The 25,754-nt window shown below is 69.2% G+C and carries 29 protein-coding genes and 1 pseudogene; 20 read left to right on the top strand and 10 right to left on the bottom strand.

Annotated elements, in window-relative coordinates:
* Positions 1-5: 5 nt before the first annotated feature.
* Positions 6-713 carry a helix-turn-helix transcriptional regulator gene (locus H7J89_RS14135; protein WP_264044330.1) on the bottom strand — a complete coding sequence of 236 codons (708 nt, stop codon included), beginning with the start codon at positions 711-713 and terminating at the stop codon, positions 6-8.
* Positions 714-782: 69 nt separating this feature from the next.
* On the opposite strand from H7J89_RS14135, the gene H7J89_RS14130 reads away from it, so the two are divergent.
* Complete coding sequence (locus H7J89_RS14130) at positions 783-1,220, top strand: Rv2617c family stress response/phage resistance protein (protein ID WP_264044329.1); 438 nt, start codon at positions 783-785, stop codon at positions 1,218-1,220.
* Between the two features lie 9 nt (positions 1,221-1,229).
* On the opposite strand, the gene H7J89_RS14125 is transcribed toward H7J89_RS14130, so the two are convergent.
* Positions 1,230-1,730, bottom strand: coding sequence for a DUF1990 domain-containing protein (locus H7J89_RS14125; protein ID WP_264044328.1), 501 nt, complete (start codon positions 1,728-1,730; stop codon positions 1,230-1,232).
* Positions 1,731-1,787: 57 nt separating this feature from the next.
* Between H7J89_RS14125 and H7J89_RS14120 the strand changes: the two genes are divergently transcribed.
* Positions 1,788-2,672, top strand: coding sequence for an aldo/keto reductase (locus H7J89_RS14120; protein ID WP_264044327.1), 885 nt, complete (start codon positions 1,788-1,790; stop codon positions 2,670-2,672).
* 31 nt (positions 2,673-2,703) lie between these two features.
* Positions 2,704-3,330 carry a PaaI family thioesterase gene (locus H7J89_RS14115; RefSeq protein WP_264044326.1) on the top strand — a complete coding sequence of 209 codons (627 nt, stop codon included), beginning with the start codon at positions 2,704-2,706 and terminating at the stop codon, positions 3,328-3,330.
* Here the strand turns inward: H7J89_RS14115 and H7J89_RS14110 are convergent.
* The gene (locus tag H7J89_RS14110; protein ID WP_264044325.1) at positions 3,321-4,901 is read right to left on the bottom strand and encodes an MmgE/PrpD family protein; all 1,581 of its coding nucleotides are present in this window, start codon (positions 4,899-4,901) and stop codon (positions 3,321-3,323) included. The genes H7J89_RS14115 and H7J89_RS14110 overlap by 10 nt on opposite strands.
* A gap of 130 nt (positions 4,902-5,031) precedes the next feature.
* Between H7J89_RS14110 and thrS the strand changes: the two genes are divergently transcribed.
* The 6 genes from thrS to H7J89_RS14080 are packed head-to-tail and all read left to right on the top strand — an operon-like array spanning position 5,032 to position 11,503.
* On the top strand, positions 5,032-7,194 hold the full coding sequence (gene thrS, locus H7J89_RS14105) for a threonine--tRNA ligase (protein WP_264044324.1): 2,163 nt from the start codon (positions 5,032-5,034) through the stop codon (positions 7,192-7,194).
* A 3-nt stretch (positions 7,195-7,197) separates the two neighbouring features.
* Complete coding sequence (locus tag H7J89_RS14100; RefSeq protein WP_264044323.1) at positions 7,198-7,770, top strand: ATP adenylyltransferase; 573 nt, start codon at positions 7,198-7,200, stop codon at positions 7,768-7,770.
* A gap of 13 nt (positions 7,771-7,783) precedes the next feature.
* Positions 7,784-8,416 carry a phosphatidylinositol phosphate synthase gene (gene pgsA / locus H7J89_RS14095; protein ID WP_264044322.1) on the top strand — a complete coding sequence of 211 codons (633 nt, stop codon included), beginning with the start codon at positions 7,784-7,786 and terminating at the stop codon, positions 8,414-8,416.
* Entirely contained in the window at positions 8,413-9,354 is a 942-nt protein-coding gene (locus tag H7J89_RS14090; protein ID WP_264044321.1) for a phosphatidylinositol mannoside acyltransferase, read from the top strand. The genes pgsA and H7J89_RS14090 overlap by 4 nt, the downstream gene beginning before the upstream one ends.
* Positions 9,354-10,478, top strand: coding sequence for a glycosyltransferase family 4 protein (locus H7J89_RS14085; protein ID WP_264044320.1), 1,125 nt, complete (start codon positions 9,354-9,356; stop codon positions 10,476-10,478). Before H7J89_RS14090 ends, H7J89_RS14085 begins: the two co-directional genes overlap by 1 nt.
* Positions 10,478-11,503: an NUDIX hydrolase gene (locus tag H7J89_RS14080; RefSeq protein ID WP_264044319.1), complete on the top strand. Its 1,026-nt coding sequence runs from the start codon at positions 10,478-10,480 to the stop codon at positions 11,501-11,503. Before H7J89_RS14085 ends, H7J89_RS14080 begins: the two co-directional genes overlap by 1 nt.
* 5 nt (positions 11,504-11,508) lie before the next feature.
* On the opposite strand, the gene H7J89_RS14075 is transcribed toward H7J89_RS14080, so the two are convergent.
* Entirely contained in the window at positions 11,509-12,708 is a 1,200-nt protein-coding gene (locus H7J89_RS14075) for a PE family protein (protein WP_276042113.1), read from the bottom strand.
* A gap of 15 nt (positions 12,709-12,723) precedes the next feature.
* The gene (locus tag H7J89_RS14065; protein WP_264044318.1) at positions 12,724-13,800 is read right to left on the bottom strand and encodes a PPE family protein; all 1,077 of its coding nucleotides are present in this window, start codon (positions 13,798-13,800) and stop codon (positions 12,724-12,726) included.
* A 225-nt stretch (positions 13,801-14,025) separates the two neighbouring features.
* On the opposite strand from H7J89_RS14065, the gene pdxS reads away from it, so the two are divergent.
* From pdxS to H7J89_RS14045, 4 genes are all read left to right on the top strand, one after another.
* On the top strand, positions 14,026-14,937 hold the full coding sequence (pdxS, locus tag H7J89_RS14060) for a pyridoxal 5'-phosphate synthase lyase subunit PdxS (RefSeq protein ID WP_264044317.1): 912 nt from the start codon (positions 14,026-14,028) through the stop codon (positions 14,935-14,937).
* 13 nt (positions 14,938-14,950) lie between these two features.
* Positions 14,951-15,787: an acyl-CoA thioesterase II gene (gene tesB / locus H7J89_RS14055; protein WP_264044316.1), complete on the top strand. Its 837-nt coding sequence runs from the start codon at positions 14,951-14,953 to the stop codon at positions 15,785-15,787.
* Entirely contained in the window at positions 15,784-16,380 is a 597-nt protein-coding gene (pdxT, locus tag H7J89_RS14050; RefSeq protein ID WP_264044315.1) for a pyridoxal 5'-phosphate synthase glutaminase subunit PdxT, read from the top strand. The genes tesB and pdxT overlap by 4 nt, the downstream gene beginning before the upstream one ends.
* Before the next feature lie 213 nt (positions 16,381-16,593).
* Positions 16,594-17,349: a YebC/PmpR family DNA-binding transcriptional regulator gene (locus tag H7J89_RS14045; RefSeq protein WP_067205682.1), complete on the top strand. Its 756-nt coding sequence runs from the start codon at positions 16,594-16,596 to the stop codon at positions 17,347-17,349.
* Positions 17,350-17,356: 7 nt separating this feature from the next.
* On the opposite strand, the gene H7J89_RS14040 is transcribed toward H7J89_RS14045, so the two are convergent.
* The 5 genes from H7J89_RS14040 to H7J89_RS14020 are packed head-to-tail and all read right to left on the bottom strand — an operon-like array spanning position 17,357 to position 20,984.
* Positions 17,357-18,943 carry a polyamine aminopropyltransferase gene (locus H7J89_RS14040; protein ID WP_264044314.1) on the bottom strand — a complete coding sequence of 529 codons (1,587 nt, stop codon included), beginning with the start codon at positions 18,941-18,943 and terminating at the stop codon, positions 17,357-17,359.
* A complete protein-coding gene (locus tag H7J89_RS14035; protein WP_264044313.1) occupies positions 18,940-19,395 on the bottom strand; it encodes a DUF350 domain-containing protein in 456 nt (151 codons plus the stop codon). Before H7J89_RS14035 ends, H7J89_RS14040 begins: the two co-directional genes overlap by 4 nt.
* A gap of 27 nt (positions 19,396-19,422) precedes the next feature.
* Positions 19,423-19,854: a DUF4247 domain-containing protein gene (locus H7J89_RS14030; RefSeq protein WP_264044312.1), complete on the bottom strand. Its 432-nt coding sequence runs from the start codon at positions 19,852-19,854 to the stop codon at positions 19,423-19,425.
* The gene (locus H7J89_RS14025) at positions 19,851-20,363 is read right to left on the bottom strand and encodes a DUF2617 family protein (RefSeq protein WP_264044311.1); all 513 of its coding nucleotides are present in this window, start codon (positions 20,361-20,363) and stop codon (positions 19,851-19,853) included. Before H7J89_RS14025 ends, H7J89_RS14030 begins: the two co-directional genes overlap by 4 nt.
* Before the next feature lie 9 nt (positions 20,364-20,372).
* Entirely contained in the window at positions 20,373-20,984 is a 612-nt protein-coding gene (locus tag H7J89_RS14020; RefSeq protein WP_264044310.1) for a DUF4178 domain-containing protein, read from the bottom strand.
* 181 nt (positions 20,985-21,165) lie between these two features.
* Here H7J89_RS14020 and ruvC point away from each other — a divergent pair, with 181 nt between their 5' ends.
* The 7 genes and pseudogenes from ruvC (at position 21,166) to H7J89_RS13985 (ending at position 25,705) form a co-directional block, all read left to right on the top strand.
* Positions 21,166-21,720: a crossover junction endodeoxyribonuclease RuvC gene (gene ruvC / locus H7J89_RS14015; protein WP_264044309.1), complete on the top strand. Its 555-nt coding sequence runs from the start codon at positions 21,166-21,168 to the stop codon at positions 21,718-21,720.
* The gene (gene ruvA, locus H7J89_RS14010; RefSeq protein WP_264044308.1) at positions 21,717-22,316 is read left to right on the top strand and encodes a Holliday junction branch migration protein RuvA; all 600 of its coding nucleotides are present in this window, start codon (positions 21,717-21,719) and stop codon (positions 22,314-22,316) included. Before ruvC ends, ruvA begins: the two co-directional genes overlap by 4 nt.
* 2 nt (positions 22,317-22,318) lie before the next feature.
* Positions 22,319-22,393 (top strand): annotated as a pseudogene (locus H7J89_RS14005) (16S rRNA (guanine(966)-N(2))-methyltransferase RsmD); the annotation flags it as partial.
* On the top strand, positions 22,390-23,436 hold the full coding sequence (ruvB, locus tag H7J89_RS14000; RefSeq protein WP_264044307.1) for a Holliday junction branch migration DNA helicase RuvB: 1,047 nt from the start codon (positions 22,390-22,392) through the stop codon (positions 23,434-23,436). The pseudogene H7J89_RS14005 and the gene ruvB, both read left to right, overlap by 4 nt.
* Positions 23,437-23,687: 251 nt before the next feature.
* On the top strand, positions 23,688-24,341 hold the full coding sequence (locus H7J89_RS13995) for a hypothetical protein (RefSeq protein ID WP_264044306.1): 654 nt from the start codon (positions 23,688-23,690) through the stop codon (positions 24,339-24,341).
* A 161-nt stretch (positions 24,342-24,502) separates the two neighbouring features.
* A complete protein-coding gene (locus H7J89_RS13990) occupies positions 24,503-24,889 on the top strand; it encodes a DUF1304 domain-containing protein (protein WP_067205648.1) in 387 nt (128 codons plus the stop codon).
* A 129-nt stretch (positions 24,890-25,018) separates the two neighbouring features.
* A complete protein-coding gene (locus H7J89_RS13985) occupies positions 25,019-25,705 on the top strand; it encodes a hypothetical protein (RefSeq protein WP_264044305.1) in 687 nt (228 codons plus the stop codon).
* The last annotated feature ends 49 nt before the right edge of the window (positions 25,706-25,754 follow it).

Below are 25,754 nucleotides of genomic sequence, written 5' to 3'. Positions count from 1 at the left end.
GCCGCCTAGCGGTCGCCGGGGGTGAGCACGACACAACAGCGGTCCGGCCCCGGACACAGGTGGGCGTCGGGACCGTGCGGCGCCAGGGCATCTGCGACGCCGGTGATGAGCGCGTGGTTCATGTTGCAGGCCAGTTCGGTCTGCTCCTGCGCGAGCGCGTGGAACGGGCAGTTGGCGAGTTCGATCCTGCGGCCGACGGCGCGGGGTTCGTAGCCGTATCTGCTCAAGACCTTGACCGCAAGCTTGAGTCCGGCGGCCGGGCTGGTGGGCCGGCGCGGCGTGGCGGCGATGGTCTGCCCGTAGTCGTGCGCGACCCCGTTGAGGAGCTCGACAACGGGCGCACCCGTGGCGGACGATTCGGCGATGGCTTTCGCCATCAAGCGTCCCGCCAATTCGTACTCGCGCTGGGGGAGGCTGACGGCGATGTCGCGGCCCGCCCGGCGATACAGCTTGGACGTCCGCCCCGCGCCCGGTCCGGATCGGCCGGTCACGCGCGCGTAGTCGCTTTCCAGCAGGCCCTCGGCGGTCAGCCGATCCAAGTGAAACTTGGCCTGGTGGTGCGCAATCCCGACCGCGTCGGCCGCCTGGTCGCGGCTCACCGGCGCCGACTGGGCGCACACGAACCGGTAGAGCTCGCGGCGCACCGGGTCGGCGAGCGCCCCGATGCCGGCGGCGTCGCGTTCCAGGAAGTCGTCGTCCACGTCAACAGCCATTTCTAACGGATAAAACTCTTGACGCTTGGTTCTAACGTTCAGATCAATATCTGTTAGAAGGAGGAATCCATGAGCACCACCAACGCCACCCCACCGCTCACCGCCCAATTGAAGGACCCGGCGCTGTCGGCGTACTACGCCCTGCGCACCGTTTTCACCATCGCGCCCATCGTTTTCGGGCTGGACAAGTTCTTCAACGTGCTGACCCACCCGCATCACTGGAGCATGTACCTGGCCGGCTGGATCAACGACCTGGTGCCCGGGACCGCCGATCAATGCATGTACGTGGTGGGCGTCATCGAGATCGTGGCCGGCGTGTTGGTCGCCGTCGTGCCGCGGTTCGGCGCATGGGTGGTCGCGGCGTGGCTGGCCGGGATCATCGTCGACCTGGCCACCGGGCCGGGCTTCTACGACGTGGCGCTGCGCGACTTCGGTCTGCTGGTTGGCGCTATCGCACTCGCCCGGCTGGCGCAGGGCGTGCACACCGGCAGCATCGGGCGCCGGTAATCGGCCGGCTCAGACCCCGCGCAGATAGCGTTTGGCGATGACGCGCTGGGCCACCGAGACAACTGGCCTCGCGGCCTTACTCCACCAGGTCGCGGGCCGCGAGAATGCCGTCACCTCCGCGAACACCGCGGAGGTGACGGGATCGCGCCGGACGACGAAGCGCTCCTCGCCGGACTCCGGATGCCCCGGCAACGTGCCGTAGGCGAATCCACGGATGTCGGGCTCGTCGACGACGTACACCACCCGGCATGGCGCGGGCAGAAAACCCATGCGCACCACCACAACTGTGCCGACCTCCGCGACGTCAGAGCTGGCCCGCACCCGCAGCCCGGCCCCGTGCTGCATGCCCCAGCGCATGACGGCGTCGGCGGCTCGCTCGAAGCGCTGCTGACCCGTGCCGATCTGAGTCTCCGTGCGCAGGTGGCCGTATCCCGCGGGCAAGTTGCCGGATGCGGTCGCCCCCACCTCGGGATAGGTCAGCGGGAGTTCCTCAAGCGCTGCTAAGTCCACCCGCTCAGCTTGCCACGCCGAGATGCACGGCGACATTTCCGGCGTACGGTCGTAAAAGTGACCGCACAAAACTCGAAAACTGTTGCAGAAGCGTCCGGAACGTTCACCCTCGGCGGCGACCTGACCGTCAACCGGCTCGGGTTCGGCGCCATGCGCCTCACCGGCAAGGGTGTCTGGGGCCCGCCGGCCGACCGCGACGAATGCATCCGGGTGTTGCGCCGCGCCGTCGAACTCGGCGTGAACTTGATCGACACCGCGGACTCCTACGGCCCCTACATATCCGAAGACATCATTCGGGAGGCGCTGCATCCCTACGAGGGCCTGGTCATCGCGACCAAGGCGGGGCTGCTGCGCACCGGACCGGACGTCTGGATCCCGCTGGGCAACCCGACGTATCTGCGCCAGGAATGCGAGATGAGCCTGCGGCGCCTGGGCGTCGACACCATCGACCTGTTCCAGCTGCACCGCATCGACCCCGACTTCCCCCTCGCCGACCAGGTGGGCGAGCTGCTGACGCTGAAGAACGAGGGCAAGATCCGCCACATCGGCCTGTCCGAGATCAACGTCGACCAACTCACGGAAGCGCAGCGGACCACCGAGATCGTGTCGGTGCAGAACATGTACAACCTGTCCGCCCGGGGCGCCGAGCCGCTGCTGGACGCCGCCACCCGCCAGGGCATCGGCTTCATCCCGTGGTTCCCGCTGGCCGCCGGGCCGCTGGCCGCGCCCGACGGCCCGCTGCAGCGCATCGCCGGCGAGCACCACGCGAGCCCGTCGCAACTGGCGCTGGCCTGGTTGCTGAAACGGTCGCCGGTGATGCTGCCGATTCCGGGCACCTCGAAGGTGGCGCACCTGGAGGAGAACGTGGCCGCCGCCGAGATCACGCTGACCGACGACGAGTTCGAAACCCTCTCGGCGGCCGGGGCCCAACAGACGGTCTGAGCGCGCCGCGCCTTCTGCCGCGCAATACGGTGTGCGGGTGGCGGAACATCAGCAGCACCGCGGCGGCGGGTTCAACCCGCCGGAGCCGACGGCCAAGGGCGGGCCCGACTACGGCAGGTTTATTGATGCGGTGCGCACTCTGCAGGACCATGCCCGCGCCGTCGACGCGCCCGACGCGGTGATCACCGAGGCCGCCAACCTGCTGGACAAGGTGTCGGCCCTGCTGGCTCCGTTCGACGCCGACGAATGGAACTCCCCGTCGGGGCGCCGGATGGACCTGCCGATGCGCGGCAACATCCTGTCCGTGCCCATGAAGGCCCGCAAGACCGAGGATGGCCGCATCCAGGGCTCGGCCCGGTTCGCCCGGTTTCACCTGGGCCGCAACGGCGCCGTGCACGGCGGCTGCCTGGGCATGCTGTTCGACAGCGTGCTCGGGTTGACGTCGTCGGTGCTCACCGGCGGTCCCTACCAGCGCACGGCCTACCTGAAGATCGACTACCGCCACATCGTGCCGATCGAGAAGGAATTGCAGTTCGACGCCGGCATCGACCGGGTGGACGGGCGCAAGATCTTCGTGTCCGGCCGGTTGACCGACGGCGACACGCTGCTGACCGAAGCCGACGCCCTGTTCGTGCGGCTCAAGCCCGGTCAGCCCTGACGGCCCAGCAGGCGCCACAGGTCGTCGGCGTCGGCGTCGATCGCCTCGAAGATCTCGTGGGTCCGCTCTTGGCCCCACACCGCAGGTCCACTCCCCAAGAGCTTTTCGCGGCTGACGGCGTCGGGACTGGTTTTCACATTGCCGGCTCCGCCGTGGGGAACACCGCATTCGGCCGCTAACTCCTGGCCGTCGCGCAACCTCACCCGCACCCGCGCCGGGAAAGTCATGGTGAATGCGTCAAGCGCTGCCGGCGCCCACAACTGTCCTGTCGCCGCTCGTCCGGCCGCGCCGATTCGGCCATCTCGCAGGGCGCGGAGCAGAGCGATGCCGTCGCCGAGGGCGAAGCGAACGCCCTTGTGTTCCCGGCGAGTTCGCCGGACGGCGCCGAGCAGCCGGCGGGTTGGCGTGCCGACCGTCATGGCGCGGACGGGAAGAAGCGGTGCCATCGCTTCGGCCGTGCGCAGGGTGAGCGACCAGTCGTGCCGCAACGACACCCGGGCGGCGACCTCGGCGAGCTCGCGGTGGTGGCCGGGCAGCCATTCCTCGTTGACTTCGTCCGGCGTGAGCCGGCCGGCGACAAGCGTGGCGGCAACGGTCCACGGGATCGAGAAGTTGATAGTCACCGGTGTGGGCACGCGCTCGGCCGTGTACCCGTGCGACATGGCATCCATCCCGCACGTCAGCACGCCCGCATCGACGACCACCGAGGCGACCTCGTCGGGTGGCGGCGGCCCGAGTTCGTGCAGCGCGTCGACGGTCGTGTCGACATAAGCGCAGCCCGGATACCGCTTGACGCTCAGAGTCCGTGTCGCCCAACCGGTGCCGAGCCCACCGAGAAGTGCGGGCAGCGGCGCGTAGGAGAACGCATCGAAGAAGCCTTGCGGGTGGTCGAGGGCATCCAGGGGACCGGTGACGCCGTTGGCGGCCAGGCGGGCGGCCCGGACGCCGGCCAGAGTCGGTTCCGCTGCCGTCAGCAGCTTCGAATCGGGGGCCATGAACCCCGGCACGGTGGCGCGCGGAGCCTGGTAGAGAGCAAGGGCCAGGGCATGCGCCAGCCGGCCCGCATCGAGTCCAAGCAGCCGCCCGGCGCCGACGGCCGCTCCGGCCGCGTGCACGAACGACCACAACTGACCGTTGAGCGGCCCCAGCAGGCAGGCGCCGCCCAAGCGGGCCTCGAGCTCGTTGGCCGCCACCTGGGCGGTTAGTTGCTCGGCCGCCGAGGCGCCGGTCTCGGCGGCGAGGAGTACCGGTACCCATACGGCGGAGTGGCCGGCGTGCGCGAAGCACATGTAGTCGTCGAAGTCGAGCGCGATCGACAACGCGGCCGCGGCGTAGAGGGCGTCGTCGACGGCAACGGACCGGTGCAGTCCCGGCACCACTGCGGGGCCATCGCCGGCCCAGCTTTCGACACCGGCGAGCACGCGCCGCGACGCGACGTCGCGGGCCGATGCCGCCGTGGCCGCGAACACGGATCGGCGTTGGGAACGGCACAGGTCGACCACCGCGTCGGGGACATCGTCGAGACGCAGGTCAGCGGCCCACCCCGCCAACCGTTCGATGGTGGTGACCACGCTGGCACGGTAGGCGCACTTCGACCGAGGGGTCAATCAGTGGTGGCCCGGCGGTGTGGGGTGGTGGTCGGCCACACGGATAGCATGGTCGCGATCGTTCCGACATGTCCAAGCCTGGAGAATTGACCCGATGAGTGCCGCCGCAAAGCCCACCCCGCAGGCCGATGGCGGCGACCCGCAGCGCCCGGGCGAGCCGGGCTCGCGATCGCCGCGGGCCGATGGCGGCGACCCGCAGCGCCCGGGCGAGCCGGGCTCGCGATCGCCGCGGGCCGAGCTCCGGGTTCCTGCCGGCACCACCGCGGCCGCCGCAGTGCGGGAGGCGGGGCTGCCGGGCCGGGGTTCCCCGGACGCGATCGTCGTCGTGCGCGACGCCGACGGCAAGTTGCGCGACCTGAGTTGGGTACCCGAAGCCGACGTCGAGGTCGCCCCGGTCGCCGCCAACACCGACGAGGGCCGCAGCGTCATCCGGCATTCCGCCGCGCACGTGCTGGCCCAGGCCGTCCAGGGCCTGTTCCCGCACGCCAAGTTGGGCATCGGGCCGCCCATCACCGACGGCTTCTATTACGACTTCGATGTGGCGGAGCCGTTCACCCCCGAGGACCTGGCGGCGCTGGAAAAACGGATGCGCCAGATCGTCAAAGAGGGACAGCTGTTCGAACGCCGCGTCTACGAGTCCAAAGACGAGGCCCGCTCGGAGTTGGCCAACGAGCCATACAAGCTCGAGCTCGTCGACGACAAGTCCGGCGACCCCGACATCATGGAGGTCGGCGGCGACGAGCTCACCGCCTACGACAACCTCAATCCCCGCACCCGGGAAAGGGTTTGGGGCGACCTGTGCCGCGGGCCGCACATCCCGACCACCAAGCACATCCCGGCGTTCAAGCTGACCCGAAGCTCCGCCGCCTACTGGCGGGGCGACCAGAAAAACGCCAGCCTGCAACGCATCTACGGCACCGCGTGGGAGTCCCAGGAGGCGCTGGACCACCATCTCGAGCTGCTCGCGGAAGCCCAGCGCCGCGATCACCGCAAGCTCGGCAGCGAGCTGGACCTGTTCAGCTTCCCCGACGAAATCGGTTCCGGGCTGGCGGTTTTCCACCCCAAGGGCGGCGTCGTGCGCAGGGAGCTGGAGGAGTATTCGCGGCGCAAGCACATCGAGGCCGGGTACGAGTTCGTCAACACGCCGCACATCACCAAGGCCCAGCTGTACGTCACGTCGGGGCACCTGGAGTGGTACGCCGACGGAATGTACCCGCCGATGCATCTCGACGCCGAGTTCAACGAGGACGGCACGGTGCGCAAGCCGGGCCAGGACTACTACCTCAAGCCGATGAACTGCCCGATGCACCACCTGATCTACCGGTCGCGCGGACGGTCGTATCGCGAACTTCCGTTGCGGCTCTTCGAGTTCGGCAGCGTGTACCGCTACGAGAAATCCGGCGTGGTGCACGGCCTGACCCGGGTGCGCGGCATGACTCAGGACGATGCGCACATCTACTGCACGCGCGAGCAGATGCGCGACGAGCTGGCTTCGGTGCTGCATTTCGTGCTCGACCTGCTGGCCGACTACGGGCTCAACGACTTCTACCTCGAGCTGTCCACCAAGGACCCGGAGAAGTACTCCGGGTCTGACGAGATATGGGACGAGGCCACCGAGGTCCTGCGCGACGTCGGCGTGGCCTCCGGGCTGGAGCTGATTCCCGACCCCGGCGGCGCGGCGTTTTACGGCCCGAAAATCTCGGTGCAGGTCAAGGACGCGCTGGGCCGGAGCTGGCAGATGTCGACTATCCAGCTCGACTTCAACATGCCGGAACGCTTCGAACTCGAATACACCGCCGCCGACGGCTCGCGTCAGCGGCCGGTGCTGATCCACCGCGCGTTGTTCGGGTCCATCGAGCGGTTCTTCGGCATCCTCACCGAGCACTACGCCGGCGCGTTCCCGACGTGGCTGGCGCCCGTGCAGGTGGTCGGCATCCCCGTCGCCGACGAACACGTGCCCTACCTGGAAAGCATTGCCGCGCAGCTCAAATCGCACGGTGTGCGGGTGGAGGTGGATGCCAGCGACGACCGGATGGCCAAGAAGATCGTGCAGCAAACCAACCAGCGCGTCCCGTTCATGTTGCTGGCCGGCGACCGCGACGTCGAGGCCGATGCCGTCAGCTTCCGCTTCGGTGACCGCACGCAGATCAACGGTGTGCCACGGGACAGCGCCGTCGACGCCATCGTGGCTTGGATCGCCGATCGCCAAAATGCCGTCCCCACAGCCGAACTCGTAAAAGTGACCGGCGGTGAGTAGACAGTGACCGAAGAGGAACGCGCCGACGACACCATCCTGGACACGGGCGTCGGCCAAACCGACCACCTGCAACGCCTCTGGACGCCGTACCGGATGAACTATCTGGCCGAGGCGCCGATGAAGCGTGACCCCAACTCGTCGGGCAAGACCGAGCAGCCGTTCACCGACATCCCGCGGCTGTCCGACGAGGAAGGCCTGGTGGTCGCCCGCGGCGAGCTCGTCTACGCCGTCCTCAACCTTTACCCGTACAACCCCGGGCACCTGATGGTGGTGCCGTACCGGCGGGTGTCCGAGCTCGAGGACCTCACCGAAGACGAGAGCGCGGAGTTGATGGCCTTCATGCAGAAGGCAATTCGCGTCATCAAGAACGTGTCGCGGCCACACGGCTTCAACGTCGGGCTGAACCTGGGGACCTCGGCGGGCGGGTCACTTGCCGAACACCTGCACGTGCACGTCGTGCCGCGCTGGGGCGGCGACGCGAACTTCATCACCATCATCGGCGGCTCGAAGGTGATCCCGCAGTTGCTGCGCGAAACCCGGCGGTTGCTGGCCACGGAGTGGGCAAGGCAGCCATGAGGCTCGGGCGCTCATGAGTAAGGTGCCGTTCCTGTCGCGGGCGGCGTTCGCGCGGCTCACCACTCCGACCGCCAGGGCGTGTCTGCGGCTGGGTTTGACCCCCGACGTGGTCACCATCCTGGGCACAGCCGGATCTGTGGCGGGGGCGCTCACGCTTTTTCCGATGGGCAAGCTGTTCGCCGGTGGCTGCGTGGTCTGGTTCTTCGTGCTGTTCGACATGCTCGACGGCGCGATGGCCCGGGAGCGCGGGGGCGGCACCCGTTTCGGCGCCGTGCTGGACGCCACGTGCGACCGGATCAGCGACGGCGCGGTGTTCTGTGGACTGCTGTGGTGGGTCGCCTTCGGCCTGCACGACAAGCTGCTGACGGTGGCGACGTTGATCTGCCTCGTCACGTCGCAGGTCATCTCCTACATCAAGGCGCGGGCCGAAGCCAGCGGACTGCGCGGCGACGGCGGCATCATCGAAAGACCGGAAAGGTTGATCATCGTGTTGGTAGGTGCCGGGGTGTCGGACTTCCCCTTCGTTGCCTGGCCGCCCGCCCTGCCGGTGGCGATGTGGCTGCTGGCGGCGGCCAGCGTGGTCACCTGCGTCCAGCGGTTGCGCACGGTGTGGACCTCGCCCGGCGCGACGGAGCGGATGCCGTGATCCCCGGCACGAGTTTGCTCACCACCCCCCGCCGCCTGGCCTCTCACACCGCAAGCGACTGGGGGTACGCGGCCGGCTGGATGGCCGTGCGGGCGATGCCGGAGTTCGCCGCGCGCACCGTGTTCGGGGCGGGAGCGCGCTACGCGGCCCGCGGTGGCGGCCCGGACCAACTGCGCAAGAACCTGGCTCGCGTCGTCGGCGTGCCGCCGGCCGAGGTGCCCGACGCGCTGATGCGGGCCTCGGTGGCCTCCTACGCCCGCTACTGGCGGGAGGCGTTCCGGCTGCCGACGATGGACCTGCGCTCGGTGGCCCGCGAGCTCGACGAGACGTTCCGGGGCGCCGACAATCTGGACGCCGCGCTGGCGAACGGTCGCGGGGCGGTGTGCGCACTGCCGCACAGCGGCAACTGGGACATGGCCGGGGTGTGGCTGGCGCAGACGCGCGGCACCTTCACCACCGTCGCGGAGCGCCTCAAGCCGGAGTCGCTCTACCGGCGCTTCATCGCCTACCGCGAAAGCCTCGGCTTCGAGGTGCTGCCGTCCTCCGGTGGCGACCGACCGCCCTTCGAGGTGCTGTGCGAGCGGCTGCGGGACAACCGGGTGGTCTGCCTGATGGCCGAGCGCGACCTCACCCGCACCGGGGTCGAAGTCGACTTCTTCGGCGAACCCACCCGGATGCCCGCGGGCCCGGCGAAGCTGGCGATCGAGACCGGGGCGGCGCTGCTGCCCTCGCATTGCTGGTTCGCCGACGGCGGCTCGCGGGTGTGGATACAGCCGCCGCTGGACTGCAGCAGCGGCGACGTCCGCGTCATCACCCAGGCGCTGGCCGACCGGTTCGCCGAGAACATCGCCCGCCACCCCGAGGACTGGCACATGCTGCAGCCCCAGTGGCTGGCCGACCTGTCGGATGCCAAGCAGGCGCGGCTCAGGGAGACCTGATGCGGATCGGGATGGTCTGCCCATACTCGTTCGACGTGCCGGGCGGGGTGCAGTCGCATGTCCTGCAGCTGGCCGAGGTGATGCGCCGGCGCGGGCAGGAGGTGAGCGTCCTCGCGCCCGCTTCGCCGCACGCGGTGTTGCCCGACTACGTCGTGTCCGCCGGCAAGGCCGTCCCCATTCCCTACAACGGCTCGGTGGCTCGCCTGCGGTTCGGCCCGGCCACCCACCGCAAGGTCAAAAAGTGGCTTGCCGAAGGCGATTTCGACGTCCTTCACCTGCACGAGCCGAACGCGCCGAGCCTGTCGATGCTGGCGCTGAACATCGCCGCGGGGCCGATCGTTGCGACGTTTCACACCTCAACCACCAAGTCGCTGACGCTGACGGTGTTTCAGGGCATCCTGCGCCCGATGCACGAGAAGATCGTCGGCCGGATCGCCGTGTCCGACCTGGCCCGCCGCTGGCAGATGGAGGCGCTGGGCACCGACGCGGTCGAGATCCCCAACGGGGTGGACGTCGACTCGTTCGCCTCGGCGCCGCCGCTGGACGGCTACCCGAGGTCGGGCAAGACGGTGCTGTTCCTGGGCCGCTACGACGAGCCCCGCAAGGGTATGTCGGTCCTGCTCGACGCGCTGCCCGGGGTGGTCCAGCGCTTGCCGGATGTGCAGCTGCTCGTCGTCGGCCGCGGTGACGAGGACGACTTGCGCGGCCAGGCAGGCGAATTGGTGAAGCACATTCGCTTTTTGGGTCAGGTCGACGACGCCGGGAAGGCCTCGGCGATGCGCAGCGCCGACGTGTACTGCGCGCCGCACCTCGGCGGCGAGAGCTTCGGCATCGTCCTGGTCGAGGCGATGGCCGCCGGCACCGCGGTGGTGGCCAGCGACCTGGACGCCTTCCGGCGCGTGTTGTGTGACGGCGAAGTCGGGTGCCTGGTGCCGGTCGGCGACGGCGTAGCGCTCGCGGACGCCCTTGTGTCGGTGCTAGAAAACGATGTGCTGCGCGAACGCTATGTGGCGGCCGGTTCGGCCGCGGTCCAGCGCTACGACTGGTCGGTGGTGGCCAGCCAGATCATGCGGGTGTACGAGACGGTCGCCGCGGCCGGCGCCAAGGTCGAGGTGGCGAGCTGATGACGTGGCTGATCGTCCCCATCGCGATACTCGTGGGGCTCCTGGCGATATTGGGCGCCTGGGCCTATCAGACGGCCAACCGGCTGGACCGGTTGCACGTCCGCTACGACCTGTCGTGGCAGGCGCTCGACGGTGCGCTGGCGCGCCGCGCGGTTGTCGCGCGTGCGGTCGCCATCGACGCCTACGGCGGTGCCTCGGAGGGCAGGCGGCTGGCCGCCCTGGCCGACGCCGCCGAGGCCGCGCCGCGGCAGGCGCGTGAGTCGTGCGAGAACGAGCTCTCGGCCGCGCTGGCGATCGTCGATCCGGCGTCGCTGCCGGCTGGGCTGATCGCCGAGCTGGCCGACGCCGAGGCCAGGGTGGTGCTGGCCCGCCGCTTCCACAACGACGCGGTCCGAGACACCTTGGCGCTGCGCGAACGATTCCTGGTGCGGACCCTTCGTCTCGGCGGAACCGCCGCGCTGCCCAGCTATTTCGAGATCGTCGAGCGGCCGCATGCGCTGGCCCACGGCGACCACGGGGTGCTCAGCCACCGTACGTCCGCGCGTGTGGTGCTGCTCGACGAGACCGGCGCGGTGCTGCTGCTGCGCGGTTCGGATCCCGCCATCGCCCGCGATCACGCGCCGAGGTGGTGGATCACCGTGGGCGGCGAGGTGCGCAAGGGGGAGCGGCTTGCCGAGGCCGCCGCCCGGGAGTTGGCCGAAGAGACCGGCTTACGAGTGGCGCCGGCGGAGATGATCGGCCCCGTGTGGCGGCGCGACGAGGTGTTCGAGTTCAACGGCGCTTTGATCGACAGCGAAGAGTTCTACTTCGTACACCGCACCCACCGGTTCGAGCCGTCCGCCGCGGACCGAACGGACCTGGAACGCAGCTACATCCACGGCCACCGGTGGTGCGATGCCGCCGAGATCGCCCGACTGGCCGCGGCCGGTGAGACGGTGTACCCGATGCAGCTGTCCGAACTGCTCACCGACGCGGCCGCCCTGGCCGGTGGCCGGGCGCCGGGCCCGCTGCAATCGATCCGCTGAGGCGGTCAGAACCCGCTCGGGAGTCCGTTGGAGACCAGCGGCGGCAATCCCGCAAACAGCGGGTTCCCGACTCCGGACGCAACACCTGGGCCGAGATACCCCGCAATGCTCACCGGACCCGGGAAGAACCCGGGCGCATAGCCCAGGTCGACGATCGGCTTGAGGAACGGTTGCAGCAAGTCTGCCAACGGATTTCCGATGATGGGCAGGAACATGCGCAGCGGATCGAGCAGCGGCAACTGCGTGGTGGGCATGAAATAGAAAGACAGGTTGCCGATCTGCTCGTGGAGGGCGCTGGCGACTTGTGCCGCGGAGAGGAAGGGGACCGTGTGGTGCAGATCCAGGAACCCGAAAAGGGCGTTGAGGTCCGACGGAAGCCACAGCGGATGCAGCGGGAAGTCGGCGATCGCGTCGTATTGCAGCGTGAAAATGGAGGTCGCGTAGGACGTCGTCAGCGGGGTGGCGAAGTGAAACGCCCCGAAGCCCGGAATGAAGTGCGTCAAGATGCCGCCCATCGGATTGTTCGGGTCGGCGAGCAACACGAAGTTCAGCAGGTCCTGACTCGGCCGTAGGGCGGCCGGCAGAGCTTGCAGGTAGCGCATTTCCAGGCTGGCAATGGTCGCGCTCTGCGAATAACCAACGACGACAACGTGATTGCCCGCGGCGGTCTGGGTCAGGATCGCACTGTTCAGCGTTGCCACACCCTGGTAGACCGACTTGCCAAAGGTTTCGCTGCCGAGCCCGGTGATCGGCCAAAATTGTTCAGGCGTACGCAAACTCACCAGGGTGTACCCGGAGTAATTCTGGGCGAGATACGCCTGTTCGATGGACGTCATGTACCTGAGGTCCGGCGACGGGTTCCCGGTGCCGCCCATGATCAGCGCGATCTTGTCCGAACCCGTCGACGACTGCATGGCCGCCGCGTTCGTGGCCTCCGTTTCGGCGTACGCGTTCTTTGCCGTGATCAGGGTCTGCACGAACTGGTTGTGAAACAGTTCCGCCTGCGCGCTGAGCGCCTGATACTGCTGGGCATGCGTGTCCAGCATCGTTGCCACGCGCACCGACACCGAATCCGTTGCCGGCGGTAGCACTCCCGTGGTCGGGGCGGCCACGGCCGCGTTCGTGGCCTCCATGGACGAGCCGATCGATTGCAGCTCGTCGGCGGCCGCGGCCATGGCGTCGGGGTCGGTGATCACGAACGACATCGGCGTTCCGCCTGACTAACTCGGCACCGCGCGCGATGCCAGACCTTCGCGCGTTCCGGCGATCGAATGTGTGGCCGTGGCCGTCCCCCGCCCGGGGATGCCCGTGGAGGGCAGGTGCGGCGTGGTGGGCAGGCTCGCCGAAATGGGGCTGACCGGGGCACTGGGTGCCACCGTGGCCGCGGGAGTTGGGGCCACCGCCGGCGCCGCGTCGGCCCAGGTCGACGGGACGGATAGCGCCCCAATCGAACCGGCCCGGCCCGCACTGGCCGAGACCACGCGCCCGGCGAGCTGCGCGGTCATGGGGCCGCCGGTGCCCGGGCTGACCGTCGACGCCATGACCGGATCCATCGCGGGGACGCTGCCGGCGCCGCTCAGCAACGGATTGGTGCCGGACATCAGCTGGCCCACCATCATGTTCATCGGCTCCATCGCGAACTGGGCGGGCGTCGAGAGCATCTGCAGCTGCGACATCGGGTTCATCAGCTGCTGGGTCAACATCTGGGTCAGGGCCTGAAACAGCTGCTCCCCGAAGGAGGTAAACGTCGGGGTGGGCAGGCTCGTCAGGGTGAGGGGCGGGTTGCTGAACGGCGTCCACGTCGCCTCGGCCGCCTGGGTGCTGGCATCGTAGGCGGTCATCGCCGTCACGTCCTGGGCCCACATCTCGGCGTACTGGGCTTCGGTCGCCGCGATAGCCGCGGTGTTCTGGCCCAGGAGGTTGGTCGCGATCAGCGACATCAGCAGCGCCCGGTTGGCCGCGACGACTTCCGGGGGAACCGTCGCGGTGAACGCCGCCTCGAACGCGGCCGCCGACAACCGGGTTTGGTTGGCCACCAGCTCTGCCTGCGCCGACGTCGCGGTCATCCACTGCACGTACGGGGCGGCGGCCGTCGCCATCGTCATCGAGGCGGGACCCTGCCATGCCCCACCCGTCAGGGTCGACACCGTCGACTGGAAGGCACTTGCCGCAGAGCCCAACTGGGCGGCCAACGCGTCCCACGCCGCCGCCGCTGCCCACATCGAACCCGAGCGCGGTCCGGCATACATCCGCGCGGAGTTGATCTCCGGCGGCAAGAGCACGAAATCCGGCAACATCCTGACTCCTCCTCAGCCAGGTCGGCGGCCGCCATCCCCGTTACCAGGTGGCCCGCTATCCGTCGCGTTCGAAGACCCGATGTGAGCAAACTAACCATGAAGTGTGTAGCAAGGGGTCGATTTCCGGGCCTAGGGCCAATCGGCCCCTTTTATGGGTCCCACAGTGGAAAAACTCGTCTCCCGCCCCCACTAGACTGGGGCGACAACGGTTGAAGGAGATCAGCAGTGGACACCGCCGCGTCACCCAACGGCAGCGGACGAACCGGCACCGCGCGCGTCAAGCGCGGCATGGCCGAGATGCTCAAGGGCGGCGTCATCATGGACGTCGTCACCCCGGAGCAGGCCCGCATCGCGGAGGGCGCGGGCGCCGTCGCCGTGATGGCGCTGGAGCGGGTGCCCGCCGACATCCGCGCCCAGGGCGGCGTGTCGCGGATGAGCGACCCCGACATGATCGAGGGCATCATCGCCGCGGTGACGATCCCGGTGATGGCCAAGGCGCGCATCGGGCACTTCGTCGAGGCGCAGATCCTGCAGAGCCTCGGCGTCGACTACGTCGACGAGTCCGAGGTGCTGACCCCCGCGGACTACACCCACCACATCGACAAGTGGAAGTTCACCGTGCCGTTCGTGTGCGGGGCCACGAATCTGGGCGAGGCCCTGCGCCGCATCAGCGAGGGCGCGGCGATGATCCGGTCCAAGGGCGAGGCCGGCACCGGAGACGTCTCCAATGCGACCACGCACATGCGGGCGATCGGCGGCGAGATCCGGCGGCTGACGTCGATGTCGGAAGACGAATTGTATGTGGCCGCAAAGGAATTGCAGGCGCCTTACGACCTCGTCGTAGAGGTGGCCCGGGCCGGCAAGCTGCCCGTCACCCTGTTCACCGCGGGCGGCATCGCCACCCCCGCGGACGCCGCGATGATGATGCAGCTCGGAGCCGAGGGCGTCTTCGTCGGCTCGGGGATTTTCAAGTCGGGGGACCCCGCGCAGCGCGCCGCCGCCATCGTCAAGGCCACCACGTTCTACGACGACCCGGACGTGCTGGCCAAGGTGTCGCGCGGCCTGGGCGAGCCGATGGTGGGCATCAACGTCGAGCAGATCGCTCAGCCCCATCGGCTGGCCGAACGCGGCTGGTAAGCCGAGGCTATTGGTGGCGATCGAAGAGATCCTTGATCTCGAGCAACTCGAGGTCAACATCTACCGCGGTCGGGTGTTCAGCCCTGAGTCGGGATATTTCCAGCGCACGTTCGGTGGCCACGTGGCCGGGCAGTCATTGGTCTCGGCGGTGCGCACGGTCGACCCGCGCTACCAGGTGCACTCGCTGCACGGTTACTTCCTGCGGCCCGGGGACGCCAACGAGCCCACGGTCTTCATCGTCGAGCGCACCCGCGACGGCGGCTCGTTTGCCACCCGGCGCGTCAACGCCATCCAGCACGGCGAAATCATCTTCAGCATGGGGGCGTCCTTCCAGACCGACCAGGAGGGCATCCACCACCAGGACGTCATGCCGGCCGCGCCGCCGCCCGACGGGCTGCCCGGCCTGGACTCGATCAAGGTGTTCGACGACGCCGGCTTCAAGCAGTTCGAGGAGTGGGACGTCTGCATCGTGCCGCGCGAGCGCCTGCAGCTGTCGCCCGGCAAGGCCTCCCAGCAGCAGGTGTGGTTTCGCCACCGCGACCCGCTGCCGGACGACCCGGTCCTGCACATCTGCGCGCTGGCCTACATGAGCGACCTCACTCTCCTGGGGTCGGCGCAGGTCAACCACCTCGACGTCCGCCAGCACCTGCAGGTGGCGTCGCTGGATCACGCGATGTGGTTCATGCGGGCGTTCCGGGCCGACGAGTGGCTGCTCTACGACCAGTCGTCGCCGTCGGCCAGCGGCGGTCGCTCGCTGTGCCAGGGCAAGATCTTCACCCAGTCCGGCGAGATGGTGGCGGCGGTCATGCAGGAGGGGCTGACCCGCTTCCAGCGCGGATTCCGGCCGTGAGCCGTCCCCTGATCGGGGTGCTGGCGCTGCAGGGCGATACCCGCGAGCACCTGGCGGCGCTGCGCGAAGCCGGGGCCGAGTCGATGCCGGTGCGGCGCCGCGCGGAGCTGGACAAGGTCGACGGGCTGGTCCTTCCCGGTGGCGAATCCACCACCATGAGCCACCTGCTGCTCGACCTCGACCTGTTGGAGCCGCTGCGCGGGCTGCTGGCAGACGGGCTGCCGGCCTATGGAGCGTGCGCCGGGATGATCCTGCTGGCCAGCGAAATTCTCGACGCCGGCGCGGGCGGCCGGGAGGCGCTGCCGCTGCGTGCGATCGATATGACCGTGCGGCGCAACGCCTTTGGGCGGCAGGTTGACTCGTTCGAGGGCGACATACCGTTCGCCGGTTTGGACGGTCCGGTGCGCGCGGTGTTCATCCGCGCCCCCTGGGTGGAGCGGGCCGGCGACGACGTGCAGGCGCTGGCCGAAGCGTCGGGGCACACGGTCGCGGTGCGGCAAGGCGCGAAGCTGGCGACGGCGTTTCACCCCGAGATGACCGGCGACCGGCGCGTCCACCAGCTCTTCGTGGACATCGTCAACGGCAACGCCTGACGCGCCAGTCACAGTGGCACCAACTTCGGGGGATGATGCGATCCCCGAAATTGATAGCGCATGCGATATCAAGTCTGGGAAGAGGCATATCGTCCGGATCTTGTGACTGCTGGGGCGGCTGGGCCGCCAGGGGAGCGGCCGGGCAATCGCCGCCAGCCGTCCACGTAGACTCGTCTGGCGAACTTTCGAAGACAGAAGAGGTAAGAGACACCAATGAGCGGCCATTCCAAGTGGGCCACCACCAAGCACCAGAAGGCCGTCAAAGACGCGCGCCGAGGCAAGGAGTTCGCCCGGCTCATCAAGAACATCGAGGTCGCCGCGCGGACCGGCGGCGGGGACCCGGCGGGCAATCCGACGCTTTACGACGCCATCCAGAAGGCCAAGAAGACCTCGGTGCCCAACGACAACATCGAGCGTGCCCGCAAGCGCGGCGCCGGCGAGGAAGCCGGCGGCGCCGACTATCAGACGATCATGTACGAGGGCTACGGGCCCAACGGCGTGGCGGTGCTGATCGAATGCCTGACCGACAACCGCAACCGCGCGGCCGGCGAGGTCCGGGTGGCGGTGACCCGCAACGGCGGCACCATGGCCGATCCGGGCTCGGTCTCGTATCTGTTCACCCGCAAGGGCGTCGTCACGCTGGAGAAGAACGGGCTCACCGAAGACGACGTGCTGACGGCGGTTCTCGACGCCGGCGCCGAGGACGTCAACGACCTCGGTGAGAGCTTCGAGATCATCTCGGAGCCAACCGATCTGGTCGCGGTGCGCACCGCCTTGCAGGACGCCGGGATCGACTACGAGTCCGCCGAGGCCAGCTTCCAGCCTTCGGTCAGCGTGCCGGTGGACGTCGACGGCGCCCGGAAGGTGTTCAAGCTCGTGGACGCCCTAGAGGACAGCGACGACGTGCAGAACGTCTGGACCAACGTCGATTTGTCGGACGAGGTGCTCGCCGCTCTCGACGAGGAGTGAGCCAGATCTAGTCGTAACCGTGCCGCATGTCGTCGACGATCCGCGGATTGTCCAGCGTCGAGGGTTCGAGCGGGCGGGGGCGGGTGTCGTCGGGAAACACCGTGGCGGCGTCGAGGACGTGCTGGTTCAGGAAACGCAGCGGAGGCGCGTTGGGCGGCACGGTGGGCGTGGGCGCGTTGCCCCCCCGGCGCGCCAGCGCGAAACCCCAGTCACCGAACGTCGGCACGTACACGTGGTAGGGCGTCACGGCGTACCCGGCCGCGCGGATGGACGAGGCGGTGCGCCAGAACGCGGTCTGCGTCGAGAACGGGCTGCCCGCCTGCACGACCATCAGGCCATTCTCGGCGAGCGCGTGCCCGACAAGTGCGTAGAACTCGGTCGAATACAGCCGGCCCAGGACCGGGGTGTCGGGGTCGGGCAGGTCGACGATGACCGCGTCGAAGCCGCCGGGCGGGACGACGTCCGGGTGCGGCGAGCGCAACCAGCGCATCGCGTCGTCGATCACCACCTTGACCCGCGGGCTGTCCAGCGACCCGCCGTTGGCCCTGCGCATCGTGGTGCGGGCCAACTGGATCACCGCGGGGTCGAGCTCCACCTGCACGATCCTCGTGAGGCCCGGCTGACGCAGTAACTCGCGGGCCACCAGCCCGTCGCCGCCCCCGAGGACGAGGACCGATCGCGCGCTCGCCCCGAGCGCGGGGTAGACCAGGCTTTCGGTGTAGCGGTACTCGTCCCGGGTGGAGAATTGCAGGCCCCCGTCGAGGTAAAGGCGCATGTCGTTACCGCGCTGGGTGACGACGATCTCCTGGTAGGCCGAGTGTTGGTAGGCGATGATCGGGTCGGCGTAGAGGCGCTGCCTGCTCGTGGTCTCGATGTCGGCCGAACGCGCCAGCAGCGTGACGAGCAGGGCGAGCGCGGCGGCGAGCGCGCACAGCGCCGTCGCCAGTTGGCGGGCCGAAACCACCCGGCGCAGCACGAAGATCGCCACGACGGCCGCCGCCAGGAGATTGACGATGCCGGTGGCCGCCGCGCCGCGGATCATGCCCAGCTGCGGCAGCAGCAGGAACGGCCACACCAGCCCGCCCAGCAGCGCGCCGAGGTAATCGGCGGCGTTGAGGTTGGCCAGCGTCCGGCCGGTGTCGGGCGCCTCGCCACTGCGGCCGCGCTGCAGCATCGTCATCAGCAGCGGCACCTCGGCGCCGACCAGCCCACCGATCAACGCGGTGCCCACCGCCAGCATCCACATCGACTCGTCGTCGATGAAGGCGAACACCATGTACAGCGCCGCGGCCGACAACCCGCCGACGATGCTCAGCAGCACCTCCACCGCGATGAACGCGATCGCCGCGTGCGCCAGCAGCGGCTTGACCACCAGGGCGCCCACGCCGAGCGCGGCGATGTAGCCCGCGACGATCAGTGACGTGGCGACGATGCCGCCGCCGTTGAGGCTCGCCGCCAGCGTGAGCAGCGCGAGCTCGTAGACGATGCCGGACGCCGCACATGCCGCAACGGCGGCCAGCAGCACGGCGCGCCAGCGCACCGAAGGCTCCGCGGGCCGGCTCACCTCTGGCACCGGCAGATCAACGGACGTCATGACACCGCAGCGGCCGTGACCCCTCCCACGGCGAGCAATATCAGCGCCACCGCGAACGATCCCGGATGCAGCTGCGGCTCGTCGATGTGCTCGTGGAAACTGCCCGGAATCAGCAGGTGCATCGTGAGCAGCGCTATCCCCAGCAGGATCACGCCCATCAGCCCGTACACCGCCACGCCGACGAGCCCCTGGCCCAGCTGGCTATAGCTGTTCGCGATGGCGGTGATGATGACCATGGTCAACGCGATATACATCGCACCCGCGACCATGACGGCGTTGGGGCGGCGGTCGATGAACACCAGTCGGCGCAGATTGCCCGGGGTCAACACGTCGACCGCGTAGAACCCGATAAGCAGCACGGCCATACCGACCAGGAAGTACAAAATCGTTGCGACCGCGCCCTTGAGGACGGGGTTGAGGTCGACGGTGCCGATCTCGACGGCGAGGTACATGGTTTTCTCCTTTGTGGTGGTGAGCCGTCACTTGGTTCCGCCGGGGCCGCCGGGCGTACCTCCGGCGCCGCCCGAGGGTGAGCCGGGGGTGAATCCGGGGCCCAGGAAGATGAAGGCGCCGTGGCTGTATCCGGCGTTCAGGCCTTCCAGGCGGATGCTGCACGGGCGATTGCCGTCGGGGCCGACGATCACGATGTTGTTGCTGTAGCGCAGGTACTCGCTGTCGCCGTTGGCGGCCCGCGCCTCGGGGGCCTGGTACTCGGCGAGCGTGTCGGCCACGTCGTCGGGAGGCCCGCTGCATTCGTAGCGCTTCCCGTTGGCGTCGTGGGAGTACTCGTGATAGTGGCTCGCGATGTAGGAAGCAATGTTCTTCTGCGACAAGATGATTCCGGGCACCAGGAAGGCGACGGCGGCGACGGCCAGCGCACCGGCGATGACGAACAGGCGATTGCGGCTCACGGGTGCCACCGGCTCACCGTGTGGACCACGTCGCCGCCGGATCCAAAAGGGCTGCGCGGGTAGAGGTGCCAGGTCTGCCAATACCAGCCGGTGCCGTCGGGTTCGGCGGCCAAGGCAGTCAGCGCGGCGTCGTCGCCGGGGAAAGTGCCACCGAGCCAACCCTTTTCCCGCGCACACCGGTCACGAAGGTCGCGCGCCATCCGGCGGAAGGCCGCCTCGTCGTAGGAGTCGGTGCGGGATCGCAGGAAGTAGCCGGGCGCGGCCGTGTGCTCCGGCAGGTCGACGCCGAGGCCGCGTGCCGTGCAGGAGACCTCTTCGGAGAACCGGCCCGCGCCGTGCTCGACGGTGACGACGTGCGATGCGCCCAGGACCCCCAGCCGCAGGGCGCCGCCGCCGGGGTGGTGCAGAAGGCAGGTCGCCAGCGGCGGCGGTGCGGGCGCGTTGAGGGCGAGCCCGAGCTTCTGCCCGGAGACGTCCGAAGGGGCCACGGCGAGTTGATGGAGGGGCACCGACGCGCCCTAGGGGGAGGAGGGCGGGGGCGCCGGATACACGGTCAGCTCGCCCGTCAGCACGGGCTTGCCGGTCGAAACCTCCCACGGCATGCCCGGCGCCCAGCGCTCGAACGAGAGCAGCGCGGACTCGTCGGAGTTGGCGCAGTCGACGAACTCCATCTCGCCGCCCGCCGGCAGGCCCGTGGTGCCCTCGGTGGTGAACGAGGCGCGACCGCGTTCGGACTCGTGAAACGTCACCCCGTCGACGACGTAGGAGTCACCCGGCTGCAGCTGGATGTCCTTGCGGCTGACCCACATCGCCAGCTCGAGGCGCCCGTCGTCCTCTTCGACGCTGAACCAGATCGGCTGGTCGCCGCCCTCCAGCAGATGCTCCCACCACACGAACGGGCCTTCGCGATACGTCACCGATCCGCGGACCACGTAGTCGACGCCGCCGTAGCTGACGATCGCGCCGGGGCCGAGTTGCCGAGGGCCGAACTCCGGCATCGCGTTGAACGAGAGGGGATCCTGGCGTCCGCGCGGCGGGGCCGATTGCCTGGGACGCCGCAAAGCGATGACCAACACCACGATTGACGCGATGAACAGCACGATCGCGATAATGACCAGCAGTGATCCCACGCAAACCCTTCCGTTGCCACATTGCTTGAGCGAACGTGGGGTAAAGCTAACAGCTTTTACGCGGGTTCGGCGCTGTAACGTCCCGAGCCGGGAATCGGCGGCGCCGCCGCGTGTCCTCCGCCGAGCCGTCGCCCCCGGCCGCTAGGGTATCGAACAGCTGTTCTACAGGTGGGAGCGGGCAATGCGCGTGATGGGCGTCGACCCCGGACTGACCCGATGCGGACTGTCGGTGGTGGAAACAGGGCGCGGGCGCAGCGTGGTCGCGCTCGACGTCGACGTGGTGCGGACCCCGTCTGATGCGCCGCTGGCCCACCGGCTGCTGGCCATCAGCGATGCCGTCGAGCACTGGCTGGCCACCCATCAACCGGATGTCGTGGCCATCGAGCGGGTCTTCTCCCAGCTGAACGTCTCGACGGTGATGGGCACCGCGCAGGCCGGCGGGGTCGTCGCGCTGGCGGCCGCCAAACGCGGCATCGACGTGCACTTTCACACCCCCAGCGAGGTAAAGGCCGCGGTCACCGGCAACGGCGCCGCGGACAAGGCCCAGGTCACCGCGATGGTCACCAAAATCCTTGCGCTGCAAGCCAAACCGACCCCGGCCGACGCCGCCGACGCGCTGGCGCTGGCGATCTGTCACTGCTGGCGGGCGCCGATGATGGCCCGGATGGCCGCGGCCGAGGCGCTGGCCGAGCAACAGCGGCATAAGTATCTGGCCAAGCTCAAGGCCGCGCGATGATCGCCTCGGTGCGCGGCGAGGTGCTCGAGGTGGCGCTCGACCATGCGGTGATCGAGGCCGCCGGCGTCGGCTACCGGGTGAACGCGACCCCCTCGACGTTGGCGACCCTGCGCACCGGGACCGAGGCCCGGCTGATCACCGCGATGGTGGTCCGCGAGGACTCGATGACGCTGTACGGATTTCCAGACTCCGACACCCGCGACCTCTTCCTGACGCTGCTGACGGTGTCGGGCGTGGGTCCGCGGCTGGCCATGGCGACGCTGGCGGTTCACGACGCCGCGGCGCTGCGGCAGGTGCTGCACGACAGCGACGTCACCGCGCTGACCCGGGTGCCCGGGATCGGGAAACGCGGCGCCGAGCGGATGGTGCTCGAGCTGCGGGACAAGGTCGGCGCCGTCGCTGCGGGCGCACCGGGTGGCGCATCCGTGGTGAACGGTCACGCGGTCCGGGGGCCGGTGGTGGAGGCCCTGGTCGGTCTGGGCTTCGCCGTCAAGCAGGCCGAAGAGGCGACCGACAAGGTGCTGGCCAGCGAGCAGGACGCGACGACGTCCGGCGCCCTGCGCGCCGCCCTGTCGCTGCTGGGTAAGTCGCGATGACCCGTGCCGGCGACGATGCAGCGGGGGTACCGCCCGCTTGCGGGGGACGGAGCGATGAGGAGGAGCGGCGCAAATGACCGACGACTTCGCCGACCGCGAGCTGTCCCCGGCGCTGGCCGTCGGGGAGGGCGACATCGACGTCAGCCTGCGGCCACGATCGCTGCAAGAGTTCATCGGCCAGCCGCGGGTGCGCGAACAGCTCCAGCTGGTGATCGAGGGAGCCAAGAACCGCGGCGGCACACCGGATCACATCCTGCTGTCGGGTCCGCCCGGGCTCGGCAAGACGTCGCTGGCCATGATCATCGCCGCCGAACTCGGGACGTCGTTGCGGGTGACGTCGGGACCCGCGCTGGAACGCGCCGGCGACCTCGCCGCCATGCTGTCCAACCTGGTCGAGCACGACGTGCTGTTCATCGACGAGATCCACCGCATCGCGCGCCCCGCGGAGGAAATGCTGTACCTGGCCATGGAGGATTTCCGGGTCGACGTGGTGGTGGGTAAGGGTCCCGGCGCGACGTCGATCCCCCTGGAAGTGGCGCCCTTCACCCTGGTCGGCGCGACCACCCGGTCCGGCGCGCTGACCGGCCCGCTGCGCGACCGGTTCGGCTTCACCGCGCACATGGACTTCTACGAGCCCGCCGAGCTGGAGCGGGTGCTGGCCCGCTCCGCCGGCATTCTGGGTATCGAGCTGGGCGCCGAGGCGGCCGAGGAGATCGCCCGGCGCTCGCGCGGCACACCGCGCATCGCCAACCGGCTGCTGCGCCGGGTCCGGGACTTCGCCGAGGTCCGCGCCGACGGGGTGATCACCCGCGACGTCGCCAAGTCCGCGCTGGCGGTCTACGACGTCGACGAACTCGGCCTGGACCGGTTGGACCGGGCGGTGTTGTCGGCGCTGACTCGCAGTTTCGGCGGCGGGCCGGTCGGGGTTTCGACGCTGGCGGTGGCCGTTGGCGAAGAGGCCACCACCGTCGAGGAGGTGTGCGAGCCGTTCCTGGTTCGCGCCGGGATGGTGGCCCGCACCCCCCGGGGCCGGGTGGCCACTGCTCAGGCGTGGACCCACCTGGGCATGAGCCCGCCGGCGGGGGCGGCCGGTTTGGGCCAACCCGGTCTGTTCGACTAGCGGCGCAGGCGGGCGAAGCGGGCCGGCCCCGTCGGCGGCCTGGCCCTCGCGGCCAAATCGTGACCTTTCCGCCAGGCCGCTGCGCGCACGCGCGCCGGCGGGATCCGGCCAGCTCAAAGGGCCGCCGCCAGCGCCGCGCGCACCTAGGTGACGGGTCGCAGCAAACCACATGCGCGGCCCGCGGCAGGTTATACGTAGGCGCCGCCGGGTAACCAGGCTCACAACAGCAATACCTGTTGAAGGAGATTCTGATGAGGACCACGCGCTACGACTATGAACGCCCTCGCGCGCTGTACATGCCGCGCACCCGCGGCGCGCTGACCGGCCTGCTCCTGATTCTGTTGGGCGCCTGGGGCGCATTGGTGCCGTTCTTCGGACCCAACATCGATTGGGCGTACATGTCCGACCCGGCCTGGACGTGGACGACGACAAAGGGCTGGCTCGAGGTGCTTCCCGGGGCGGCTACGGCATTGGGTGGCCTGCTCGTGCTGTCGTCCGGTAACCGGGCCAGCGCCGTGTTCGGCGGCTGGCTGGCGGTCGCCGGCGGCGCCTGGTTCGTGGTGGGCCGCGCGTTCGCGTCGACGCTGGGCATCGGGGGCCTCGGTCAACCCGTGGCGTCGACGGACCTGAAGCGAGCCCTGCTCGAGATCACCTACTTCACCGGGTTGGGCGCCCTGATCGTGTTCCTGGGCGGGGCGGCCGTGGCGCGCCTGGCGGTTCGGCACGCACGCGACGTCGTGGTGAGGGAACCGGCGCCGGTGGCGGGCGACGCCGTACCGGCGGGTGAGCCCGCCGTGTACGACGAGACTCGCGGCGTGACGGGCGCGCGCGCGGACGCACCGGCGGCCGAGCCGGAACCCCGTGGGCGGGGCCTGTTCCACCGCCGCCACCACGCCGGCGTGTAGGGCGGCAACCCTCAACTCGGGAGGCGCCGGTAGCCGTTGGCTACCGGCGCCCTTTCGCGTCAGGGCACTCCGCCACCCGCAGATCGGTAGAGTCACCGGCGCCGGGACATGCGGGATGCTTGCGTGACCATCGCGCGGGCCTCGACAAGCGAGGAGGAGCGATGATCGCCGCCGGGTTGGTATTCGCCGCATTGGCGGCGTTATTGCACATCTACATCTTCGTGATGGAATCGTTGACCTGGACCTCGCCGCGCACCCGTGCCACGTTCGGCACCACGGCCGAGGAGGCCGAGACCACCAAGCTGCTGGCCTTCAATCAAGGCTTCTACAACTTGTTCCTGGCGGTGGTCAGCGGCCTGGGCATTGTCGCGATCGTCTTGCGGCACAACGCCGTTGGCGCGGCGCTGATTTTCGCCGGCGTCGGTTCGATGGCGGCGGCCGCGGTGGTGCTGCTCTTGTCCGCGCCGGAGAAGGCGCGGGCCGCGGTGACGCAGGGCATCTTTCCGGTGATCGCGATCGTGTTGCTGCTACTCGGACTTCAGCAGTAACAGCAGCCTCATCAGCACCGATAGTCACAGGGGCGAGGTGGTTTTCGCGCGCCCGATGGGTTACGACTGGAAACCGCCGGGTACCCATCTCCGGCCGGAAATAGGCCCGGTATTCAACGAGGGGAAGTCATGAAATACGCAGAAGACGGCCAAACCCGCGGGCTGAGCATGCCGCGTTCGCGTGGCGCGGTCAGCGGATTGCTCCTGGTCATCCTGGGGGCTTGGGGGGCGTTAATACCGTTTGTCGGACCGCGCTTCAATTTCGCCTACACACCCGACCGGGAGTGGGCGTGGAGTTCGGCTCGTGGGTGGCTCGAGGTCCTGCCGGGAGCCGCGACCGTGCTGGGCGGTCTGTTGTTGATCGTCGCCGGAAATCGGGTGGCGGCCATGTTGGGCGGATGGCTGGCGGTGCTGGCCGGCGCCTGGTTCGTCGTCGGTGGTCAGCTCGCGCCGCTGCTGGGAATCGGCTCCGCCGGTGACCCGGTCGCCGCCACCGAGCGCAAGCGTGCGGTGCTCGAGGTCACCTATTTCTCCGGATTGGGTGCGCTGATCGTCTTCGTCGGCGGTGTCGTGTTGGCCCGCATGGCCGTGCGGTTGGCGCGTGACGTCCAGCCCGTGGCGCCGGTGGCAGCCGCGTCGTCGCCGGGCGTCGAGCCCTACCGCGACTCGGCGTACGAGCCCGCCGAGGTGTCCTCGGGCGCGTTGACCAAGCCGCGCACGGCCGCCGACCCGGAGCCGAAGCGGGGGTGGCGTCGCCATCGCCCGGCGTCGGGTGCCAACGCCGCGTACCTGCGCTGGCCGCATCCTCAGCAATAACTGCGCATCGCAAAGCAATCGCCCAGTCCCGGCCGGGACTGGGCGATTG

The organism is Mycobacterium paraffinicum, assembly GCF_025822865.1.
Classification (GTDB): domain Bacteria; phylum Actinomycetota; class Actinomycetes; order Mycobacteriales; family Mycobacteriaceae; genus Mycobacterium; species Mycobacterium paraffinicum.
This window is presented reverse-complemented; position numbering and strand designations above follow the sequence as displayed.